At 58.8% G+C, this 20,061-nt stretch carries 22 protein-coding genes and 1 pseudogene; 11 read left to right on the forward strand and 12 right to left on the reverse strand.

Going from position 1 to position 20,061, the window contains the following annotated elements; all coding sequences use genetic code 11:
• Positions 1-26 precede the first annotated feature (26 nt).
• Positions 27-731, forward strand: coding sequence for a GrlR family regulatory protein (locus N2604_RS20820; RefSeq protein ID WP_260370118.1), 705 nt, complete (start codon positions 27-29; stop codon positions 729-731).
• Between the two features lie 194 nt (positions 732-925).
• Here N2604_RS20820 and N2604_RS20825 read toward each other — a convergent pair whose 3' ends face one another.
• The 3 genes from N2604_RS20825 to N2604_RS20835 form a co-directional block, all read right to left on the reverse strand.
• Entirely contained in the window at positions 926-1,912 is a 987-nt protein-coding gene (locus tag N2604_RS20825; protein ID WP_260370119.1) for a c-type cytochrome, read from the reverse strand.
• A gap of 1,137 nt (positions 1,913-3,049) precedes the next feature.
• Positions 3,050-3,424 carry a hypothetical protein gene (locus tag N2604_RS20830; RefSeq protein WP_260376429.1) on the reverse strand — a complete coding sequence of 125 codons (375 nt, stop codon included), beginning with the start codon at positions 3,422-3,424 and terminating at the stop codon, positions 3,050-3,052.
• A gap of 215 nt (positions 3,425-3,639) precedes the next feature.
• Positions 3,640-5,211, reverse strand: a complete 1,572-nt coding sequence (locus tag N2604_RS20835) for a winged helix-turn-helix domain-containing tetratricopeptide repeat protein (protein ID WP_409241742.1) — start codon at positions 5,209-5,211, stop codon at positions 3,640-3,642.
• Between the two features lie 127 nt (positions 5,212-5,338).
• On the opposite strand from N2604_RS20835, the gene N2604_RS20840 reads away from it, so the two are divergent.
• From N2604_RS20840 to N2604_RS20850, 3 genes are all read left to right on the forward strand, one after another.
• Positions 5,339-5,596, forward strand: a complete 258-nt coding sequence (locus tag N2604_RS20840) for a DUF1127 domain-containing protein (protein WP_260370120.1) — start codon at positions 5,339-5,341, stop codon at positions 5,594-5,596.
• A 145-nt stretch (positions 5,597-5,741) separates the two neighbouring features.
• Complete coding sequence (locus N2604_RS20845) at positions 5,742-6,749, forward strand: acetylserotonin O-methyltransferase (protein ID WP_260370121.1); 1,008 nt, start codon at positions 5,742-5,744, stop codon at positions 6,747-6,749.
• A gap of 240 nt (positions 6,750-6,989) precedes the next feature.
• Complete coding sequence (locus N2604_RS20850; protein ID WP_260370122.1) at positions 6,990-7,427, forward strand: N-acetyltransferase; 438 nt, start codon at positions 6,990-6,992, stop codon at positions 7,425-7,427.
• A gap of 307 nt (positions 7,428-7,734) precedes the next feature.
• On the opposite strand, the gene N2604_RS20855 is transcribed toward N2604_RS20850, so the two are convergent.
• Positions 7,735-7,998, reverse strand: a complete 264-nt coding sequence (locus N2604_RS20855; protein ID WP_260370123.1) for a hypothetical protein — start codon at positions 7,996-7,998, stop codon at positions 7,735-7,737.
• Positions 7,999-8,253: 255 nt separating this feature from the next.
• Between N2604_RS20855 and N2604_RS20860 the strand changes: the two genes are divergently transcribed.
• Complete coding sequence (locus tag N2604_RS20860; RefSeq protein WP_260370124.1) at positions 8,254-8,724, forward strand: nuclear transport factor 2 family protein; 471 nt, start codon at positions 8,254-8,256, stop codon at positions 8,722-8,724.
• A gap of 902 nt (positions 8,725-9,626) precedes the next feature.
• On the opposite strand, the gene N2604_RS20865 is transcribed toward N2604_RS20860, so the two are convergent.
• Entirely contained in the window at positions 9,627-10,085 is a 459-nt protein-coding gene (locus tag N2604_RS20865; protein WP_260370125.1) for a MaoC/PaaZ C-terminal domain-containing protein, read from the reverse strand.
• Between the two features lie 289 nt (positions 10,086-10,374).
• Between N2604_RS20865 and N2604_RS20870 the strand changes: the two genes are divergently transcribed.
• The 3 genes and pseudogenes from N2604_RS20870 to N2604_RS39435 all read left to right on the forward strand — a co-directional run.
• Entirely contained in the window at positions 10,375-10,689 is a 315-nt protein-coding gene (locus N2604_RS20870) for a hypothetical protein (protein WP_260370126.1), read from the forward strand.
• A gap of 173 nt (positions 10,690-10,862) precedes the next feature.
• Positions 10,863-12,062, forward strand: a complete 1,200-nt coding sequence (locus tag N2604_RS20875; protein WP_260370127.1) for an MBL fold metallo-hydrolase — start codon at positions 10,863-10,865, stop codon at positions 12,060-12,062.
• A gap of 291 nt (positions 12,063-12,353) precedes the next feature.
• Positions 12,354-12,485: pseudogene (locus N2604_RS39435) on the forward strand (GrlR family regulatory protein); the annotation flags it as partial.
• A gap of 44 nt (positions 12,486-12,529) precedes the next feature.
• Here the strand turns inward: N2604_RS39435 and N2604_RS20880 are convergent.
• The 3 genes from N2604_RS20880 to N2604_RS20890 all read right to left on the reverse strand — a co-directional run bounded on the left by N2604_RS20880 (position 12,530) and on the right by N2604_RS20890 (position 14,208).
• Complete coding sequence (locus N2604_RS20880; RefSeq protein WP_260370128.1) at positions 12,530-12,733, reverse strand: hypothetical protein; 204 nt, start codon at positions 12,731-12,733, stop codon at positions 12,530-12,532.
• Positions 12,730-13,131 carry a response regulator gene (locus N2604_RS20885; protein WP_260370129.1) on the reverse strand — a complete coding sequence of 134 codons (402 nt, stop codon included), beginning with the start codon at positions 13,129-13,131 and terminating at the stop codon, positions 12,730-12,732. Before N2604_RS20885 ends, N2604_RS20880 begins: the two co-directional genes overlap by 4 nt.
• A gap of 738 nt (positions 13,132-13,869) precedes the next feature.
• Positions 13,870-14,208 carry an H-NS histone family protein gene (locus tag N2604_RS20890; protein ID WP_260370130.1) on the reverse strand — a complete coding sequence of 113 codons (339 nt, stop codon included), beginning with the start codon at positions 14,206-14,208 and terminating at the stop codon, positions 13,870-13,872.
• A gap of 1,411 nt (positions 14,209-15,619) precedes the next feature.
• Here N2604_RS20890 and N2604_RS20895 point away from each other — a divergent pair.
• Positions 15,620-15,859: a hypothetical protein gene (locus N2604_RS20895; RefSeq protein WP_260370131.1), complete on the forward strand. Its 240-nt coding sequence runs from the start codon at positions 15,620-15,622 to the stop codon at positions 15,857-15,859.
• Positions 15,860-16,886: 1,027 nt separating this feature from the next.
• Complete coding sequence (locus N2604_RS20900) at positions 16,887-17,291, forward strand: VOC family protein (RefSeq protein ID WP_260370132.1); 405 nt, start codon at positions 16,887-16,889, stop codon at positions 17,289-17,291.
• Between the two features lie 191 nt (positions 17,292-17,482).
• Here the strand turns inward: N2604_RS20900 and N2604_RS20905 are convergent, their stop codons facing one another.
• The 4 genes from N2604_RS20905 to N2604_RS20920 all read right to left on the reverse strand — a co-directional run bounded on the left by N2604_RS20905 (position 17,483) and on the right by N2604_RS20920 (position 18,853).
• Positions 17,483-17,809: a GcrA family cell cycle regulator gene (locus tag N2604_RS20905; protein WP_260370133.1), complete on the reverse strand. Its 327-nt coding sequence runs from the start codon at positions 17,807-17,809 to the stop codon at positions 17,483-17,485.
• Between the two features lie 39 nt (positions 17,810-17,848).
• The gene (locus tag N2604_RS20910; RefSeq protein WP_260370134.1) at positions 17,849-18,022 is read right to left on the reverse strand and encodes a hypothetical protein; all 174 of its coding nucleotides are present in this window, start codon (positions 18,020-18,022) and stop codon (positions 17,849-17,851) included.
• Between the two features lie 142 nt (positions 18,023-18,164).
• Positions 18,165-18,476 (reverse strand): hypothetical protein, encoded by a 312-nt coding sequence (locus tag N2604_RS20915; RefSeq protein WP_260370135.1) that lies wholly within the window; start codon positions 18,474-18,476, stop codon positions 18,165-18,167.
• A 161-nt stretch (positions 18,477-18,637) separates the two neighbouring features.
• Complete coding sequence (locus tag N2604_RS20920; RefSeq protein ID WP_027529685.1) at positions 18,638-18,853, reverse strand: dodecin family protein; 216 nt, start codon at positions 18,851-18,853, stop codon at positions 18,638-18,640.
• Positions 18,854-19,112: 259 nt separating this feature from the next.
• On the opposite strand from N2604_RS20920, the gene N2604_RS20925 reads away from it, so the two are divergent.
• Positions 19,113-19,775 carry a phytochelatin synthase family protein gene (locus N2604_RS20925; protein ID WP_260370136.1) on the forward strand — a complete coding sequence of 221 codons (663 nt, stop codon included), beginning with the start codon at positions 19,113-19,115 and terminating at the stop codon, positions 19,773-19,775.
• Positions 19,776-20,061 lie beyond the last annotated feature (286 nt).

Below are 20,061 nucleotides of genomic sequence, written 5' to 3' on the forward strand. Positions count from 1 at the left end.
ATTTCCGATTTTGCGAGTTCACGACGTTGCTGGACGGGCTCTACAAGGTTGAATACGGCGTCAACGATGCGTTCGGCTGCAGCATCATGTGCCTGCACGAAGGCAGGATGCTGGGCGGCAATTCGGGCTTCGCGCATCTTGGCACCTATGTCGAGCGCGACGGCGAGATCATCGCCCAGGTCATCACCGAGCGGCACAATCTGGACCCCAGCTACAAGCCGATGATGGGCGCCGACGTCGCCTCGATCGCGGCGCGCGGCCGGCTCTACGGCAACCAGATCCGTCTCGAGGGCGGCGCGGACACCATGCCGGGCGCCAGGTTCTGGGCCAACCTCACGCGGCTCGACAACGGGGCGTTGCCGCCGCGCGGTGCGGTCGGGCCGGGCGGCATCGCCAATGGGCTCTATGGGATGAAGCTGAGCGCGCTTGACGGCGTCGATGCCGGACTGTCCGGCGTGATGCTGCTGATCGACGGCCGCATCCTCGGGGGCGATGCGTTCTTCTACTATCTCGGCTCCTATTCCTCGGCGGACGGCCGCTGGAAAGGCGAGATGCTGAACCAGGAGCACACGCCGGCGAAGGGCGAGAACCCCGTGTTCGGCGGCCTCGAGGTCGGGATCGGATTCTCCGGGACCTGCACGGAAGACAGCGGCGAGCTCCAAGGCATCGCGCTGGCCGGGAAGCGAAGCTTGCGGCTGACAGCCTCGCTCAAGCTGATGCGACGGGCGTAGCGCGCACGCTCATTGGCATCGGGTGTCCGCTTCGCGAGCTGAAGCAGACCTCACGCCTTGCCCCAGCCAATGTCAGCAAGTGACCCCGAAGCGGGCCTGATTGAACCGTCGACATTGCGAGCGATGCTTGCACTTGGCCTCGGCCCTGCTTCCGGGCGGAGCCGTCCTCATAGGTCGGGCGGCTCCGCCCCGCGTCACGGATCGAGCGAAGCAAGATAGGCAACGATCGCCAGCATGTCGTCCTGGTCGAGGTTGCTCACCACCTGCGTCATTAGCGGGCTCCACTCGCCGTTCCGCGCGCCATGCCCGAAGTCGTAGAGCTGGCGAAACATATAGCTCGGTGAGCGGCCGGCGATGCTCGGCACTGGCCCGAGCCCCTTGAGCTCCGGCCCGTGGCACGGGGCGCATACGACCGTCTTTCCCGACCCGCTTTTCACCAGTGCCTCGCCTGTCGCCAGGCTACCGACCGGCACATAGGCGGTGAAGGTCGAGCGGGGATCGCGGCTCTCGAAACGGTGCAGGTCGTCGGGAATTTCGAGAATGCGTTGCCCAAGCGGCTCACGTTCACCGCCCTCCACCGCTGCCCAGAGGAACGCCGCGATGTAACTTTTCGGCGCGGTATCGCTCTCGACCACCTTGATGCGCTTGCGCGGCTGGAGGCCAGAAAAATAGATCGCCGCTGCTTCCACTTCCGCATCGGTGATCGGCTTGGAAAGGGCGATCATCAAGCTCGACGGCAGACGGCCAGCGACGGCGGTGCTGCGCACGCCGCTCTTATAGTCAGCCATTTGTCGGATGATGTAGCTCTTAGGAAGACCAGCGAGGTCGGCGTTTTCCGGACCCCCAGGCCCGTCGGCGCGGTGACAAAATCCGCAGGCGAACACGTCGGGCTTGCGGCCGTTGGCTACGATGTCCGGCAGCGGCCGATGGTCGCCCGGGTGCCAGATCGGTGCGATGAATCGGTCCCGGAGCTGGCTCCAAGTATAACCGGCCGTGCTGTTCGGCACACGCACAACGTTACCGTCATCGACCGGCGGCTTGTAGTTGGGATTGTTCTCTGGATAGGCCCATCGTGGCGGTGAGTCGCCCGCCGTGGCTGTGGTGATGGGTAGCGCCACGCAAATTGCTGCCGACGCAAGCAAAGCTCTAGCGATTTTCATCGCGCCCTCGAACCTATTCATGATGGAGCCCTCGTGCTTCTCCGGTGGTGTTCCGCGGCGGAACACGCACTTGGCGTGAGATGACGGCGCTGAAAAAAAGCAATCAGTGGAGAATGCGATGCCCGCCGACGGCACAATTGCCGCTCATCACAATAGACGGAGACTTCGGCACATCCCGTCGAGCAGCTCCGTAGTTAGGCTACATCAATCACACGGTGGGGCGAAAGGGGGCTTGACTGCTCATGGCCCGAACCAGCCGTAAGGGATGGGCAGAGCATGTCCGTTCTGCCCACCTAGTTCAGACGTCGACTTGCTCTACTATTGCAAGCGCGTCGTCCACTTCAATGCCGAGATATGCGGCTTCAGTCCTATTCCCGCGAGCCAACCAGACAGTATCCGGACGTACTGTCGCGTGGTCAGCCCTCGATCCTGGTCTCCTCGGCGGGCGGTGAACAGGCGGTCGCCCGACTTCTTGCCGGTAGCCCTCAGATAGTCATCCAGCGCTGGTCGGCTCGCCTCGGCGAGCTCGAACTTTACCGGCGTCCAGTCTTCTTCTGGCGGACGCTCGCTCTTTCTGCCGCATAGCCATCGACTGTCAACGACCACGTCGCACCCGCGAAGTTATCGATGGCGACGTTGAACAGCGCCAGAGATCGCGCATCCGACCTTCGACCTGAAGTTTGGTTCGGATGGACCAGACTGGCTTGCTGCAAGATAGGCGTGGGCCCTGCGTTGTGAAACGAGGCAGGTGGCTCAGAATCGGGCCGGGGCATTTGCAATGTCGGCTATGGGAGGCGGAACGAACGCGAGCCTGGGCTTGCCCACCGCCGCTCGTGACCCGAAGCGGCTTCGTTCCACTAAATGGAACCATCGGTGTTTTTCGAGGATGCGCGAAACATTTTCGCATCCCTGTAACTTAAGTTAATCGTGGGGCCTATCGGAAGGTCGCGATATGGAACCAACCAATCGAATATCGGACCACATCGACCATAAGACTGCACGCTCGATCTGTGACGAGGTGGGTGACAGATTGCAACAGAGCCTATCTCTCGAAGCCTCGCCTCTGCCGCCCTACCTCGAACGTCTAGTCGATGAATTGCGCAAACAGGAGCGTCATCCAATTGATGGTGGCGTCGCAGCGCCCTCTAACCGTTTCCTTCATGCTACGCGGCGGGTAGTCGCTGGCGTCTGACCGCGTAAAGAAGAAGCGGTGGCGACTTTTTCGCAATCTTGTCGATGAGGCATTCCAGGCTTGGTCGCGCCGGACGCGATGAGGGCGTGCTTGTTCAGTGGATGGTCAAGCCGCGTTTCCCTTTCGGCCCATCGGCGAAGTTGCGCCTCGGCGGTCGTAGTCCGCTCGTCGAGCCAGAGCGGACCAGATTTGCTCAACCTGAGTTCTTCGCGTTTTGACCCTGGCTGTGTGAAAAGCGCGCGCGCGCGCATGGCGTCCGGATTGGAATCGAGCCGTCTCTGAACCTCCTCGACCACACGGGTGATGAACATCCTCGTCAAACCGAGCCTGATTGCAGCCATCCGCGCCGCCTGACGGCGGGAAGTGCGTCCAAAATTGCATCCCCGGTCGCGATACCTAATTTGGCCGGTTATTGGACGATCCGACACGCAAACACCGGCCGCGCGCAATACTTGGCGACCACGCCGCGTCCGACCCATGCGTTTCCACACAACCAAGACCCTAAGCGGAAGTACGGACGGAAGCGGGGAAGTCGAGTTCTGGCCGGAGGCGCTCATCATCCTTCAGGCACGCCAGCCAAGCGGAAGCCTTCACAAGCGCGCTCGCGCCCAGCAAGGTAAATCGAGTTGTCGCTTTGTTTAGCGGCGAGGAAGCGACGGATGGTGAACCCCGGGTGGAGCGCAAGTCCCGTACTAGCGGCAGTCCGCGCCTCATCCAGCGCGCCAGTCAGGCCCAACGCAGCGGCCAGCGTCAAATGAGCGAGAGGAAAGTTGCGGTTCGCCTCAGTGCTTCGTCGTAGCCAACCGACGGCCTCCAGGTCCGAACCAAGGAGCAGCTTGGCAACGCCCACAATACAGGTCCACTGGTAGGCTTCAACGTCGCGCGGGGACAGACGCAAAGCTTCCCGTATATGACCTTCGGTCTCGGCAGCGCGCCCCATATAGAATTTGGCGCAACCGAGGGCAGCATGGGCGTTGGCAGCATTCGGATTCAGTACCAACGCATGCTCTAGTCCGCGGACGGCTTGCGCCGCCCGATTCGTAAAGATCTGGACCCAACCTCGAGCCAAGTGGGCAGCCGCACGGTTTGGCGTGATGGACAATGCCTTATTAGCCATCGCCTCGGCCGCTATCAGCCGCGCAGACCCATCATCCGTCGTAAAGCTGTTTGCAACTATCGAATCAACATTTGCCAGGCCAATCATTGAGTCGACGTTGCCGGGGTCAAACTCCAGGGAGCGTTCGAAGAAGCTGCGCGCTTGGGTAAGGCATTCAAGGCTAAACCCCTTCAGCAGCCAGGCCCGGCCCTGGAAGTACAAGTCCATCGCATCGGGGTGCGGCGTGCGCTGGGCTCGTCGCGCCTCAGCTTCGACTAGCTGGGTACCCAACGTATTGGCGAGCCTCGATACGAGTTCGTCCTGCATGTCGAACAGGGCGGCGACAGGCTTCTCGAAGCGCTCCGCCCATAGATGCAGGCCGCTCGAGGCATCGGCCAACTGCGCGTTTATCCGAAGTCGCTGGCCGCTGCGTTGCACTGAGCCTTCGAGCACGTAGCGAACGTTTAGCTCCCGCCCGACCTGCCGTACATCGATTGCTCTACCCTTGTATGAGAACGCGCTATTCCGTGCGATGACAAATGAACCACTGATACGCGTCAGGTCCGTCGTTAGGCTCTCGGTTACACCATCCACGAAATAGTCCTGCTGAGGATCGCCGCTCAGGTTCGCGAAGGGTAGCACGACGATGGATAGGCGTGGCGGTGTGTCGACAGTTCGCTCGACCGGGCCAACCGCCTCGTGTGCGGATCCACGGACTTCCCGCACGGCACCAACAAAGCGGAAGCCTTTGCGAGGCAGTGTCTTGATCAGGCGCTGCTTTTCCCCGGTGTCGCCGATTGCGTTGCGTGCCGCATTCAGACGGGTGGTAAGCGCAGCATCTGAGACGATGCGTCCGCTCCAAATGGTGCTGATCAGATCATCCTTCGTAACCACGCGATCGCTGTTACGGATCAAGTATTCAATTAGATCAAATACTTGCGGTGTAACAGGAACCACGACCTGACCGCGATGCAGCTCGCGCCGGTCAACGTCCAAGGCGTACTCATCAAAGAGGAAACGCACCTGCCACATCCTCGGGCACATGTCAGGACCGGGGTAAAAGTAAGCCAGAGATGAGAGAAATGTAAGCCGCACGTTAAGCGGGCTTTGGCCCGTCCCGTAGGCTTGCTCAGACGGAAACAGCGCCTCGAGCAATGCCATGGACACGATCTCTCTTCTATTCAGGCCCGACCGATACCGGACAACCCGATCAGGCGTGAGGTTGATAAAGCGCTGCTGGTCCGCGCTGATCGAGTGGCGCGAGCGCGAGAAGCTGCGATCCCGGCTATCGGACCTTAGTGACGCTGAACTGCGGGACATCGGGATCACCCGAGGAGAGGTCGACTATGCTTCGGCACACCCATCGGAAGATCCGAGAGGCGTTGTGAGCGCGCAAGGAGATGTGAGCTCGCATTGAATTGAGGGATCGGGGGATGATCGGGAGTCCGGTTCTGAACCTCAAAGATCATCGTTATCTTACATCGTGCAGACCGCAATTCTGAGAGATCATCCGTTTGCGGGCAGTCTCGTACTGTGTGCGTGGAGCAGCAGGAGGTGAGACCATGGCGACTAATGCTTTGTCGGACGTTACGCGGCTAATTAACGGCTATCAAATTTCGCAGGCCATCCACGTGGCGGCGCGCCTTGGCCTAGCCGACCACCTTAGTCGCGGGCCCCTAAGCAGCAACGAACTTGCTCAGCTCAGCGGATCGCACCCGAGGACACTTTATCGACTCTTGCGGGCGCTGGCTTCTATCGGTGTTTTCCATGAGGCCGAGAACAAAACGTTCTCGCTCACCCCGATGGGCGAGTGTCTTCGTTCTGACTCGCCGACTCCACTCGACGGCTGGGCCGCATATGTCGGCCGACCTTATGCCTGGCAGGCCTGGGGCCATCTTGAACACAGCGTCCGCACGGGCGAGAGTGCCTTTCGGCATCTTAATGGCCAGAGCGTATGGGAGTATCGCAGCACCCGTCCAGATGAGAACGCGATCTTCAACCGAGCCATGACGGCCAATTCTCGCGGCGCGATCGAAGCTATTATCGCGGCCTACGATTTCAGCAGCTTTCGTCACGTCGCGGATATCGGGGGTGGTGAAGGCCAACTGCTGGCGGGAATTCTCGCCGCAAACAAGGGCCTGCGCGGGACGCTGTTCGATCAACCGCACGTTGTTGGCAAGGCGGCGGAAGTTCTGAGCCAGCATGGTGTCGCCAACAGATGCGAAATCGTCGGAGGCAGCTTCTTTGAAACCATCCCGGAGGGGGCTGACGCCTATGTGATGCGGGCAATTATCCATGATTGGGACGATAAGGAAGCGATTTCTATCCTGAAGACCTGCCGCCGCGCTATGACGGCTGAAGCCAGATTGCTCCTCATTGAACGTGTGGTTGAGCCCCCGAATGAGGGGCCGATCTCGAAATTCAGTGATCTCAATATGCTCGTCATGCTCGGGGCGCTTGAGCGAAGCTACGACGAGTATTCCGCACTATGTCGATCTGCCGGATTTGAGATGCGCGGCACAGCTCGCGCAGGCTCGCACTTCCAGGTCATCGAGGCGGTTCCCACTTAAACTGAACCAGTCCGGGTCCTTTCTTCACGGCCGCATGCGGTTTGCATCAGATGGCTTTCACAACATCAGGTCTGGTTATGGCCCATCGCGCCATTAGGGCGTAGCGTCGAGTTGTCCGGAGTCGGGGGTAAACCGGAAACTCCTGACCGCTGCTCAAAACGGCGCTTTTGACCCATAAGAGACATTCAGACCGAGTTGGTGTATTCAAGCTAGCAGTATGCGGGTCGCTTCAGGGAAGGCATGCTGCAACAGCTAAGCCTCGACGACATGGATGAGGCGGCGGTGGTTCAAAGGCAATCACGTGATCTCGCATTGCCTTGGATTGCCGTCCTACATAGTCCCGAGGAGGATCGATGGTTCTTCCGAGAGCAAGTTTTCAAAAAGTGCGAACTCTGGGGGAGCTTTGAGAGCCAGCAACTTGTTGGCTTCATTGCCTTCCGAGAAGGTTGGGTCGATCATCTGTACGTTTTGCCGTCCTGCCAAAGTCGAGGGGTGGGAACTGCGCTTCTGACAGTAGCAAAAAAGCAGCATCAAGAACTGAGCCTGTGGACTTTCCAACGCAATTTGGCAGCAAGACGATTTTACGAACGCCATGGCTTTCTGTTAATTGAAGAGACTAATGGCTCTCGAAATGAAGAAAAGGAGCCCGACTCTCTCTATCGTTGGCAGGCAGCGTAACGTCGGCATCTGGCCCGAGGGCTGCCTAATTCAATGCTCACCCAAGCGTCGGCTATCAAGGGTTAGACCGGAAGCGGCTCGCAGCGGTCTGGACCGCCGATTTTGACCCAAAGCGGTCATCCCGGATATCGCAGATTTGGAGCGATTGGCCCCGACCTTTGCCGTCAGCAAAATCGATAGCGAGGCAGCAACGCGACGTCGATCATCCGGTTATCAGCGGCCCTGCTTGCCGGAAATTCAGAATGGCCTGCAAAACACCTAGAAAATGCGTGGACAGGCATCGAGCGTCCGCATCTGCCGGCAACTCTCAGCGCCTCACGCCATCAGGCAGAATTTCCAGAAAAGCTGCTCGCTGTCGTGCCGCGGCCCCCTCGGCGGCCGCTATGCAGTTCGCAGATAGTTCGGGAAGCTGAGGCGGATCATAAAGGAGCCGCAAAGGCGCGACCGAGTCGTCAGGGCCGAGCGTAATGACGATGGTGAAGCAGGCCGTTGCGAAGACGAGAACGTCAGAGATCTCGATCGGAAGAACCGCCGGATAATGAACAAGTAGGTTATCGCGCGCGTCGAGCAAGACACTTTCATCTGTCACATGCGTCAACTTGCCTGTCTTTCCCGACCGCATTCGCCGCATTCTCGAGGAATGCCCGCCCCCGTCGTCGATGATCAAGGTTGGCGCGCGCCAAGCCGTGCAAAATGGCATATACTCGCAAGCCGGTAGTATTACAGCCTAACGAAGGAATGCCCCTCGGAACAAATGCAACGCGACGTCCTACGTCAGGAGGACATCGCGATGCAATTGTGCATCACAACCAGAGGGGAAGTTGTTATGAAGCGACGTTCATTGCTCTTGGTATTGTGTTCTTCCGCTTTCATCTCTGCATCAGCACTGGCCGATGAGGTCAAGCAGGAGGCCGAAAAATTAGCTGTCGCCTACACCGACTGCGTCGCCAAGAAAGACGCGGCCTGTGTCGCTGCGCTCTATACAAAGGACGGGGTCCAGATCAACCCGGGCGGTGTGTTTTCCGATCTCAAGACCGTATACGAAAACAACTTCAAGAACGGCACCGATCATATTGAGATCAGAGTCGGCAACATGTCGGTCATCAACAACGATCTGGTCGTTGCCAACGGCGAGACCGACATCTTCGGTAAGGACCCTAAGAGCGGCGACGCCACCAAAGTCACAGTGTTCTGGGGCGCCATCGACATACGTGAAGGCGGCGCTTTAAAAATCCGCCAGTTGACCGTCGGCATGAAGCCGCCTCCAGCTAAGGAAGCCAGCGCCGAGAAGAAGTAGGCCGTCATCATGTCGTAAGTCACCACGCGCCCATCCTCTTTGAGGGTGGGCGTTTGATCTTGCTGCACCTCGGTCCGAAAGCGAAATACGGGTGCCTCGAAACGCACACCGCTCGCGCGATGTCTGCAAGTGGCCCGTGGCTGACGACCCAGAGCGCCGCGTTGTCGGCACCCGGGACGTGAGCCGACCGAGGTAACTCTGCCTAACGAGGGCAGCTTCTGACCCTGGCTGTGTAAAAACGCGAACAGTCGAAAGCCAGCTAGAACCACGTTCTTTTGTTCGCCATTTCGCTTGAAATTGCTTGCGAGCATGAGCGCTACATCGGCCTTCGACGAAAAACTTGTGCTATCGCACTCGACCGTCGGGGCGTTTTCACACAGCCAAGACCCGGAAGCGACGCGGCCTAGGTTCGCAGAACCTGATTGACCGTCTGTTCCCATCGGCCCCCTTGGTGGTGGCGAAGCACCGGGAAGTATACCTCTGTATGATCCAATTGCGTAGCTCATGGAGTAGCATCGGTCCTGTTTTGAGGGGACTTCAATATGGATTTGCTCCGCGCAGAGAAGATCGCAGAAATAGAAAATAATTCGGACCGGAGATGTCGTGTCTGCGACAAGCAGCTGATGCTAGTTCGCGCGATCCTGAACATGGAAACCGGGAACCTCATCCACCTGTTCGAATGCGAATGCGGAGAACGCATCTGGAATGACTGAGGCCGCCTCAGTTGGCGGCCTTTTCGCAAATGTGATGTCGCCTTATGGCCCAACTGCGAAGTGGCGGCGCGGCCTGGCGGCGTCTGCTCAGCGGAGCATACCGGACCAGATTTGCTGAGCCCGAGGTCTTCTTAGTCTGACCCAAAGCGCATTTCGCGCCGGCCACTGGAACTCGCGGCCTCCCGCGTCTCAGGAATTCGCAGGCGGTCGTCGCGCCACGAGAACCGTGTTGACGCATTGAAGGACCGTTTCGCGCTTCTGATTGCGGAGATGGAGCTGGTTACGGACAACGCCTCTGTCGGAATGGGACTTTGATTCACGCTTCTCCAAAATTGCCACTTCGAGATCGAGATCGTCTCCCGGGCGCACCGGAGCGGGGAGCCTGAGTTCATCCCAGCCAAGCCCGGCAACGACACGAAGCGAATACGGCTGTGTTCTGCTCAACAAAGAAATAAGTATCGCAAACGTGTGTGCACTCGAAGCGATCAGTCCGGAAAAGACCGAACGTGCGGCAATCTCCTCGTTGGTATGAATGGGCAGCGGATCGAATTTTTGGGCAAATTCGATGATCTCGTTCTTTGTGACGTGGTAAGGGCCAGCCGTACGCAGTTTGCCAACCTCCGCCTCCTCGAAATACAAGATGGCCATTGGCGCCCCCTGAAAGACATCTGGCTGAAAAGCCGACAGCTTAACCTTGCGGCCAACCAAAGTCAGCAGATCTCCATATGGCCTATCAGCGAAGTCGCGGCTCGCCGGTTTGAGGTCTGCTTCGCCGGGTCTAGTGGACGCGAATTGCTCGCGTTGAGCTTTTCGTATGTTGATCAGAGCCGACCTTCCTCGACACCCGCGTCGGTTCAGGAGGTATTCGATGGCTCTCCTTCAAAGACACACGCAGGGCGAGCAGCTCGTAATATAGGTAGAGCGCCAGCCAAACTTATTGCTCCCTGCATATGCGACGAAGCATGAGGCGTTTCGCAAGGGCTCAACTCATCCTAACGTGCTGATGGGCACCGACGTCGCCTGGATCGGGGCGCGCGGCCGGCTCTACGGCAACCAGATCCGTCTCGAGGGCAGGGCGGACACCATGCCGGGTGCCCATTTCTGGGCCAACCTGACGCGGCTCGACGACGGGGCGTTGCCGCCGCGCGGTGCGGTCGGGCCGGGCGGCATCGCCAATGGGCTCTATGGGATGAAGCTGAGCGCGCTCGACGGCGTCGATGCCTTTGCGCCGCTACCCGGGCAAGCCGGGTGAGATGTGCGGCCTCGGAAGGACCTTTGAACAGGTGCGCCATTTTCTTGACGTAGCAGCAGGTTGATAGGATCATATTCTGACTGAGACGCCTGACCCTTCGGGAATGAAAACTGTCCCTACGGTCCCGCGCCTTCTGTTGATGACCTCATTGGTTTCAGGAACGGGAGGTAGCAATGGCTATCGATTATACCTCAGCTTCAATTGCGCTTTCGCATCACGGCCCTCAGACGCCTCAGCGGCAGTTTTTCTGCGCAGCGGTTGGGCGGCGCGAATTTGTCTGCGGCGGAGGCGCCAGTCTCCTAAGTCTGATACTTCCGACGCTGCTTGCCGGCTCCACGCCGGCAAGGGCCGAAGCCATCGCTGGACCAGTGCCCGAGCTTGACCGCGTGGCAGTTCGGATCGTGATTGACAGCTATCAGTTCGCTGTCGCTCCGAGCAGGAAGCTGCCCAACCTCGACATCCAGCACTTTGGCTGGGGCCTAAGCGACAAGCCGCCGCGCCGAACGTTGATCAGTGAATTCGGCCTTGCGATGCAGGTCGAAACGCGACGCGGCAACGAGACACGCAATATCCTGGTTGATTTCGGTTTCACGCCGGAAGCACTTCTCAACAACACTGGTCTGCTTGGTGTTGATCCCGCGGCCATTGACGCCCTTGTGCTCAGCCATGGGCATCAGGACCATTTTGGCGGTCTCATCGGTTTCCTGCAGGCGCACAGGGGCAAGCTAAGGCCCAAACTGCCTTTGTTTGTCGGCGGCGAAGGATGCTTCTGCGCGCGCGAGTGGACTGCACCGCCGGTGAAGGGCAGCTTCGGCGTCATCGACCGCAAAGCACTCGTGGCGGCCGACGTCACTGTTACCTTCGCGGAGAAACCTGCCATGGTCGCCGATCACGCCGTGGCCACGGGACAGATCAGCCAGAAGAGTTTTGAGAAGGTGCTATCGCCGAGCGCCATGACTATTGGTTTTGACCGAGGCGTGGGCTGTTATCCCGAGCGGCTCAGCGAGGCCGAGCGCAGTGCGCCGGTCGTACCAGATCAATTTCAGCACGAGATCTCCACAGTGTTCAATCTGAAAGGAAGGGGGCTTGTGGTCCTGACTTCGTGCAGCCATCGCGGCGTGGTCAACGCGATCAGGCAAGCTCAATCCGCAACCGGCGTGGAAAAAATCCACGCTGTGATCGGGGGTTTTCATCTCGCACCGTACCAAGAAGATTACGTTCGAGATACGGTCAAGGCGCTGCAGGAAATCGATCCGACTTACGTGGTTCCGCTGCATTGTACGGGCGAACCGTTTTACGAAACCGCGCGCGCAGCGATGCCAACGAAGCTCTTACGCTCGTACACAGGAACGCGCTTGGTCTTCGACGCGTGAGCGGAGCCTTGCTGTTGCATGTATGTCCGTTGATGGCCCATCAGCGATGTTCGCGGCTCGCCGGTTTGAGGTCTGCTTCGCCGGGGCTAGCGGATGCGAATTCCTCGCGCTGAGCTTTTCGCATGTTCAGAGCCGGCCTTCGTCGGCACGCGCGTCGGTTCAGGAACGTATTCGATGGCTCTCCTTAAAAGACACGGATTCATCACCGGCTCACGGCGCCCGGCGAGCAGCTCGTAGGATGGGTGGAACGCCAGCGAAACCCATCGCTCCCTCCATATGCGACGAAGCATCGGCGGCCTCGAGGTCGGGATCGGATTCTCCGGGACCTGCACGGAAGACAGCGGCGAGCTCCAAGGCATCGCGCTCGCGGGGAAGCGAAGCTTGCGGCTGACAGCCTCGCTCAAGCTGATGCAAAGGGCGTAGAGCGCACGCTCATTGGCATCGGTGTCCGCTTCGCGGGGCCGCCATCATCCTCGCTCGCGCCGTTTTCGTCCTACGCTGATAAGGCGGTCGATGCGGGCATGGATGTCCTTCGTGCGTTCGGCTGCGGCCAGTGAGCGATGGCTGGATAGCGGCTCGAGACGCGTGTTGTCCCACAGCACAAAGCGACCTTCAGCCGCTCTGATCACATAGCGCGAGTCCGCGATAGGATCACTCATCGTTCTTTTCAATGCTGTTCTCCAACGGAAGAACGCAGGAACGTCGATCCGCTTTCGCCGTACCGACGAACAGAAATCGCATCGATCGCTTTGCCGAGCTGTTCGATCAAGAACGGCTTTCGCAGCACCGGGTAGAAGCGGAAAGGCTCAGGCAGTGCGGGAGATACGTAGCCGGTCGCAAACAGAAACGGCAGCTTCCGTCGCTCAAGGACGTGGACAATGGGTAGAATAGGGTGCCCTTTGATGCTGACATCGAGAATAGCAAGATCGAACCGAGACGACTCGGCTATGGGCTGAGCATCTTCGATGCTCCCTGCTTCTGCGACGACGCGATGGCCAAGCTCTTCGACCATTTCAGCGATCATCATTCGGATGAGCGCTTCGTCTTCGACCAAGAATATGTCCAGCATGACGGAATCGGACCTAAGTCCCCCTCTAAACTGAAGCGTCAAACAAAGGGGGCGCCGTCCGCCCAGACGAGTTGATCGCATTCCATGCATCGGTCCACTGCCATCAGTCCGCCTCTACGGGGGTTTAACAGCGTCAAATATGGATGCAGTGGTTCGCTGAACTTGTGGAGGCAAGCCAATTGCTGAGGCTTCGGCTGCAGGCCGTCTGACCGTTCCATCCCGTGTCCTCGTGTGACAGGCGGGAGTGCTCGTCTCTCTCAGCCACCGACGCCCAGGTTGACCGCTGCCGGTGATGACAGCATCAATGTACCAAAACCGACTTCCCTACAATAACCTACGACAGCACGCACAAGCTGACAGGATTAGCCATCGCTATCATCGTGGCCGGCAGCCTCGAACTGACTGATGTAAACCGCACTTTCAGCCGGGCGCCTCTAACGTCGTCTTTTGACCGGCTTTCTGGCCTCGCACTGTCCGCTTTCGAGAGCTGAGCGGAATTTCGTTGAGCTGCCCAGGGCAGCCTTTGACCCGAGGCGACGTTCGCGAGGTGCGAGCCTTGATGCCAAATTTGTATGCCAAGTTTGTATGCCAAGTTTGTCCGCCGCCCCCTTGGCGGCGGAGAGAAGGTCCTATCGATCGCGCGGCCTTCTCTCGAGAACCACTTGGTTTCAGAGGCGCAAGGCTCATAATGCAGTACTTCCTTGCGCTAGCCGTCTTTCAGCACACCGGATCGCGGCGCTAAACTCGTCTGCCGCCTTTGAACGAAGCCCGCTCGATCAAGAAATCGTCTAGTTTCCGGCCGCATCGAAGCTGCGGTTGCAGCCAGCGAGGTGGCCTACCGCGGCCCGACCACGTTTCTGCAGGGTTGTTCGGATTGCGATATTTGGGACGGACCGGCGGGTATGGACGGCGCTTACGATCGAACCGTATGGCCTCGTTGGCGAGTCCAATCTTGTGCAGCCGTTCCTCCAATCGTGCTTTTTGCACCAGGATTTTCTCAGTAAGGCTGGCCGTAACCTGCTGGTGAACTATCCAGAGCTCGTCAAGCGAGAGCGAGTTGAATTGCGCGGCATTCATGGCACGATCCGATTCTGGTGAGAAGGCCAGTCACAAAAGCCGTAAAATGAAGGGACAGACAACCCGAGATCTAAATATTAGCCGTATAATCCACATTAAAGTGCGAGGTAGCAGGGAGAAAGGCACGACGGAGGTTATATCGTGGCGGAACATTTAATAGGGTGAGGACAACGGCTTGCGGGGGGCCTACAGGTCGGAATCCACATCCACATCCACAAAGTTCGACCAGACCCGCCTTTTTTATCGGCTTTGCCCCTACGGATACGAGCAGATAGCTGCAGCAGCTGTCGACTGGGGTCATTAATTCGGACAGCCAGGCGCAAAATTAATCCATCGCATCGCCAAATTTAAGCCGCATGAGAGCCCATCTTGCCGCGAAGGCTTGTGCCGGATGGGGGCACAACACCGGGAGTTTTCGATGTCCGGTCATTTGCGATTCTGCTTCGCCAGTTTGGTTCTTGTTGGAGCTCTTTCGGCGGCACCTGCGTCCTCCAACCCTATCGCCGACTTGTTCAATACGGGTTCTCCCGAGCCCGCTGCAACGTCGTCGGTGCAGCCAGAATGCTTGCTGCGGCCCTTCAACTCGTCTGGCCCACGCCAGCGCTGGGTGTATCGGCGGGACGGTCACCGCAAGTGCTGGTTCCTGGCCGAGGGCAGCGCAGTCGTGCGAAAGTCGGTTCGTGATCGTACGGCGAAAGGCGGCGCCAGTCCCGACAGGAATGAGGCTGGGCGACAAAGGCAAAGCGCGGTGATTGATGCGCGCGCGGAGTTACTAAGGTCGGCACCGGCCGAGGGGGCTTCGGCGACGCCGCCGGCGCTCGAACTCAAGGTGGCTGATGCCGCTTCGGAGCTCAGCACGCGCGCCGCCCCGACGTGGGCGGACTCCATCGCGGAGCTTGCTACGCCCGAACATTCAGTGCCTAGCCAAGCCGATGTTAAGCAGCCTCTCGCGGCGGGGCCCCCCACTGACGCAGTGCCTTCGTCCGATCTGCCGGTTGTCGCGATCAGCGTGGTCGAGGAGGAGCGGAGCTCGGCGCCGCCCTGGTTAGGCGTGCTGCTGATGGCGCTGGGAGGCCTGTCAGTCTTAAGCTCGAGCCGCACACTTCGGGACGCGGTGAGATTGCGCCCACCGAGAGGGCGATACGCCGCGCGCGCCACCTGACGCGCCGCCGCGAGATCCAAGAGTTCGGAGGTTCAACGTCGAACGGAAATCCGTGCGACCGCTCTATCCTGAATAGACGGCCGATCTGGCCGCCGAGGACCTAGTCCGACACGTCGTCTTCTGCCGAGTGTTCTGGCCTCTACGCGTCGGAGCTTGCTTCGAAGCTTTTCGAGCTCTCTAAGCTCCGCCACAAGTGCGTGGAGTCGCTCGCTCAGAACGGCACAAGTATAAACTTCACGAATACTGGACATGGCGCGCCTCGAAGCAGTTCATAAAAAGAGAAAGGATGAAAATACGGTCGACCGAAGCTCAGTGAGCCAGAGCAGTGGCCGCCAAATGCTCCCAGTACTCAGCCTCAGCGAGCAGCTTCCAGCTTCTCTCGGGATAGCGCGCGGCAGTCTGTCGGCAAAGCAACGCCATTGCGCGAAATCGGCGGGCAACTTCCATTCCAACCTCCCATTATATTTTGTTTTTCAACATATTGTTTAATGTCGTGCTGGAGTCATCATCATTATCAATCATAATCAAAATTATCGTTTAAGGGCAGTCAATTACGGTTCCTCCCAGCGGATTAATGGGCATTTGTTTCGATTTGGACTTCAGATCGGTTTCATGCGCCGTGCCTGGTTCGTATTGCGAGTTTAGGCGCGTCGCCGCGCGATTGTGCGCTCGTCAGGAGCCTGTGGCGCAACAAAACAATTGTGTTGATCAGACCGTCGGTGAGGCGCAGTGATCTGCGCGAGTTCTCAGAAGGGGGCGACGCGAGGAGAGTGGGACCTCAGGTGAGGCACCGGAACAAAGTACTCCAAATCGGCTGACCCTCGCCGGCTCGTCGCCGCGCTGCCGGAGCGGCCCTGACCTACATCCAAAAGCGCCCCGAAAGTCCCCCGAGGTCAGGAGGTTTGTGGAGCGGTCCAGTCCTCGAGGTGCTGGACCGTTTGGACAGCGAAATCCCAGACTTTGCCACGCGCGTGCCGTGTGACTTGAACCCGCAAGGGATCTAATCGCAAGCCCCAACCTCACGAACGCATGGCGTCGATCGCATGGGCGATCAGGACCGCTGCACTGACGCCGACGAGAACGACGAGCAAAAAAGTGAATAACACGTTCGCCTCCAATGTTTGGAATTGAACGCGCGCATTCGTGCACAGTCAAAATCAACCGGCCGAGATTATTAATTTCGGCTTGGGGCTGAGGATTCACGGTAACGCTTGCGTCCGCTGTCGGCCCTATCTATGGAATGCCATGAACAGAAGAATCCCGACAACGCACGCCGCGAGTGAGAGCAAGTAAATACCCACGGCAGTCCCCGACTCATCACAAATCAGCATTTGGATTGGAACTCGCATCATTCGACAGGTCAAGTGCGAGCGTCCCAATAAATCATTGAATCAAATAAATAATACCCGGTTCAACCGAATTAACTTCAAGGCGGACACCGCGCATCGCGCGAGAAAGCGCATTTTTGAGCGGTCGTAAGCTTCCATTTTTGTCTCGGTGTTCGAAGGAGAGAAGGATGCTAGCGAAAGCGAAGGTGGCCGCGCGCCTTCCAGCCAAGGACCTGGATCGGGCTCGCGCGTTTTATTCCGAAAAACTCGGCCTCGAGCCGGTCGAACAGCGCGAAGGCGGATTGCGCTATGTCTGCGCCAATGGCGAGTTTGCGATATTCATCTCGGCCGGAGCGCAATCCGGCACGCACACGCAAATGGGCTGGGAAGTCGAGGATATCGAAGCAACAGTGCGCGAGCTTCGCGCGCGCGGAGTCAAATTCGAGGAATATGATTTGCCTGGTCTGAAGACGGTCGAGGGGATTGCCGAGATAACCGGGAACTACGCCAGCAAGGGCACCGGTGAGCGAGGTGCGTGGTTCCGCGACAGCGAAGGCAATCTTCTTGGGATCGGTCAGCCGGTACGATCCTGACGCGCGGCTGGGGCGTCGTTGCTCGAGGCGATCGGCAGCGCGAGCGCTGCCTTCATGGAGGAGCGATGGCCCATCTAACAAGCCTCGTCCATCTCGCGGTGGAGTATTGATCCGAGCGTTCTCAGAACTCGTCGTTGGTGGTTGCGGCGGGGCCGAGGTTGACGGGAGCGCAAGGACTTCGTGGTGAGCTCCTAGCCAGTATTTTTGACCGCCTCAGCCAGAATGGCGTAAAGCTGCTGCCTGCTTAATTTCTTTGGCTGCTTCCTCTCTGCGGTACTCGAGGACACCTTCTGCGCGATTGGACGGGCGCAGGCTGCCGACGACGGCCTCAGCTTCGGGGCCGGCCTTATCTGGGGCCTTGCTGTGGGCGGCTTGTGGCCGCGCTTCAGGCCCAGACGGTTCAGCATACCGCAGACCGCGTTACGACTGCAGCCGAGATGGCGCGCAATCTGCGCCGCGCTCTGTCCTGCGGACCAGAGCCTTTTGAGAAGCTTTATGTCGTTCGCATCCCAGCCCATGGGAGATATTATAACGCCGACTGCCGGAGACGGGCTAGTCTAGTCTTCGTCCGGCTCGCGCACGACCGCCGGTTCGTCATCTTCGTCTTCCTCATCCTCGTCTTCGTCTTCCTCGTCTTCATCGGGATCCCTTGGTGGCATCGCGATGCGCATCGGCATGAGTGTCCAGCCGATGGCTGTGGTGGCAAATGCTTCGGAGGTGTGTTGCTTCATGCCATCGTGCTCCTCGAAAAATACGCGCGCTCGCTAATTCTTGGCCAGCGAATGCAGGTGCCAGGGCGCGATCACCGCAAACGCGATGCGGGCAGGTAGACTGCATCATCAGCGGGCATCAGGCTAGCCGGCAGCGTTTCGGCTACTTGATGCCCGAGGACCCATTGGGCGCTATGTTCACCAAAACCTCGCCGGCAGCGATTTCGGGAACTCCAAGGTCGAGGTCAGGCAGACTGGCTTGAACGAATGCCATTATCTTGGCGTTCGCTGCGCTAGCGCTTTCGCGGTCGTCAAATATCATCACGGCGATACCGACACCGTCGCCCGCATCCAGCACATGGTAAGATCTGAATCCCTGCGATTGCCTCAGGATCTCACCAACGCCGCTCTTGGCACGACGAGCGGCGTCCGCTACCGAACGAACCTTGCTGTACTTGCGAATGATCATGTACATGGGGCCACCACGCGCCATACGCCCCTTCGCATCAAAGCATTTCGGTCCCGCTTGGACTAGTGCCAACTTCCGGGATGGGCCACAGCGTCCGGCTGGGCGGACCGCGCAACGCTCCTTTCCAATGAGCCATCCTCGCCCGAGAGGGGGCGAGGTGCTGAGGCTCAGGAGCCCTCGAACTTGAACGACACGTTGAGCTTGGCGCGATAGGCCTCGACTTTTCCCTTGTCATCCAGTTGCATATCGAGCTTGACGACCTCTGCGATGCGAAGATCTCGGAGAGATTTAGCAGCTTGCTCGACCGCATTGGCGGCCGCCTTCTCCCATGAGTCGGTGCTGGTCCCGACCAGTTCAATGACCTTGTAGACGCTATCGGGCATTTTCGTCCTCCTTATCGGTAGGAGCAGGAAGTCTAGCATCAGGAACTCGACGCTGATACGTCCAAGGGGATGCCGCGGAAAGGGTCCGACTGGCTGTCACTTTCCTGTTCGACCAGAGAAGAACTCGGGTTGTCCAGTCGGAGATGACGTTCGCATCTTCAGCCTGGATGGACGCGGACATGGAATCTCCTTCGCGCCAGCTGGCTTGCGAATATCATTCTGCGCGCCAATGTCGTCATTGCCGCCAAGGTTCTGACCCATGAAGCGATGGCACCGCGCAAGCATCAGCAGCATGGTGATTGCCCTGGGTCTGGTGTGTGCCGGGATCCTGGTGGTCAATCAATCGCACGTGCCATCAGAAGCCATAGCGTCATCGGTCACACGTACTCCGGAGCTTATTGAGCGTGCCTGGCGCCTGCCCGTGGCAGCCAAATTTGAAAGACACGTTGACTGGCAGTCAAATGGCTCTCGCTGTGGACCTGCCGCCGTTGCAAATGCGTACCGGTCCCTTGGCGAGGCGGCAAGGACGGAAGGCAAGGTGTTGGCGGGGACGTGGAGCTGCTGGACAGGCGTATGCATAATGGGTCTCACGCTTGATGAGCTGGCCAACGTCGCCCAGTCCAACACCAGCCGGAAAGTTACGGTCTTGCGCGATCTCAGCGAGAACCAGTTTCTGGAGCATCTCCGTCGCTCCAACGATCCGGGGCGACGCTACATCGTGAATTTCGATCGCGCTCAAATTTTTGGTGCTGGTGGTGGGCACCATTCCCCAATTGGGGGCTATTTCGAAGCCGAAGACCTCGTTTTCGTGCTCGACGTCAATTTCGATTTCCAGCCATGGCTAGTCGAGCGGAAGCGGCTGTTCGACGCTGTAAATACGTTTGACGGCGATAAGAAGAGGGGATTGCTGTTCATAGAGTAATATCCCGCTGCACGTCGCCTCGTGGTCCGACTTTGGCGTTGAGCCGATTTGTTCTGGGTGGTATGTTCCAGCGACATCATTGCCCCTAAGGGCTGATGGGGCGGGCGGGTTATCAGGCTTACGGACTGCCGCCTGCCATTTGGAAATTGGAATATTCTAGCCATAGGCCCCGCCTCCGGACGCATTTCAAAGTCGGCCGGAGAATGTTGATTGACGTCATTTTCCTCCGTTCTTCCCATTGACTCGGAGGCGGGCTTTTCTGTCCAACTAGAAAAAGCCATCGCTA

Source organism: Bradyrhizobium sp. CB1015, from assembly GCF_025200925.1.
Taxonomy (GTDB): Bacteria; Pseudomonadota; Alphaproteobacteria; order Rhizobiales; family Xanthobacteraceae; genus Bradyrhizobium.

Excerpts from the sequence above, each read along its gene's own strand:
- N2604_RS20825 (WP_260370119.1), bottom strand. The coding sequence starts at position 1,912 with ATGAATAGGTTCGAGGGCGCGATGAAAATCGCTAGAGCTTTGCTTGCG.
- N2604_RS20830 (WP_260376429.1), bottom strand. The coding sequence starts at position 3,424 with ATGGCTGCAATCAGGCTCGGTTTGACGAGGATGTTCATCACCCGTGTG.
- N2604_RS20835 (WP_409241742.1), bottom strand. The coding sequence starts at position 5,211 with ATGTGGCAGGTGCGTTTCCTCTTTGATGAGTACGCCTTGGACGTTGAC.
- N2604_RS20840 (WP_260370120.1), top strand. The coding sequence starts at position 5,339 with ATGGACACGATCTCTCTTCTATTCAGGCCCGACCGATACCGGACAACC.
- N2604_RS20845 (WP_260370121.1), top strand. The coding sequence starts at position 5,742 with ATGGCGACTAATGCTTTGTCGGACGTTACGCGGCTAATTAACGGCTAT.
- N2604_RS20850 (WP_260370122.1), top strand. The coding sequence starts at position 6,990 with ATGCTGCAACAGCTAAGCCTCGACGACATGGATGAGGCGGCGGTGGTT.
- N2604_RS20860 (WP_260370124.1), top strand. The coding sequence starts at position 8,254 with ATGAAGCGACGTTCATTGCTCTTGGTATTGTGTTCTTCCGCTTTCATC.
- N2604_RS20865 (WP_260370125.1), bottom strand. The coding sequence starts at position 10,085 with ATGGCCATCTTGTATTTCGAGGAGGCGGAGGTTGGCAAACTGCGTACG.
- N2604_RS20875 (WP_260370127.1), top strand. The coding sequence starts at position 10,863 with ATGGCTATCGATTATACCTCAGCTTCAATTGCGCTTTCGCATCACGGC.
- N2604_RS20885 (WP_260370129.1), bottom strand. The coding sequence starts at position 13,131 with ATGCTGGACATATTCTTGGTCGAAGACGAAGCGCTCATCCGAATGATG.
- N2604_RS20890 (WP_260370130.1), bottom strand. The coding sequence starts at position 14,208 with ATGAATGCCGCGCAATTCAACTCGCTCTCGCTTGACGAGCTCTGGATA.
- N2604_RS20895 (WP_260370131.1), top strand. The coding sequence starts at position 15,620 with ATGGCGCGCCTCGAAGCAGTTCATAAAAAGAGAAAGGATGAAAATACG.
- N2604_RS20900 (WP_260370132.1), top strand. The coding sequence starts at position 16,887 with ATGCTAGCGAAAGCGAAGGTGGCCGCGCGCCTTCCAGCCAAGGACCTG.
- N2604_RS20905 (WP_260370133.1), bottom strand. The coding sequence starts at position 17,809 with ATGGGCTGGGATGCGAACGACATAAAGCTTCTCAAAAGGCTCTGGTCC.
- N2604_RS20910 (WP_260370134.1), bottom strand. The coding sequence starts at position 18,022 with ATGAAGCAACACACCTCCGAAGCATTTGCCACCACAGCCATCGGCTGG.
- N2604_RS20915 (WP_260370135.1), bottom strand. The coding sequence starts at position 18,476 with ATGTACATGATCATTCGCAAGTACAGCAAGGTTCGTTCGGTAGCGGAC.
- N2604_RS20920 (WP_027529685.1), bottom strand. The coding sequence starts at position 18,853 with ATGCCCGATAGCGTCTACAAGGTCATTGAACTGGTCGGGACCAGCACC.
- N2604_RS20925 (WP_260370136.1), top strand. The coding sequence starts at position 19,113 with ATGAAGCGATGGCACCGCGCAAGCATCAGCAGCATGGTGATTGCCCTG.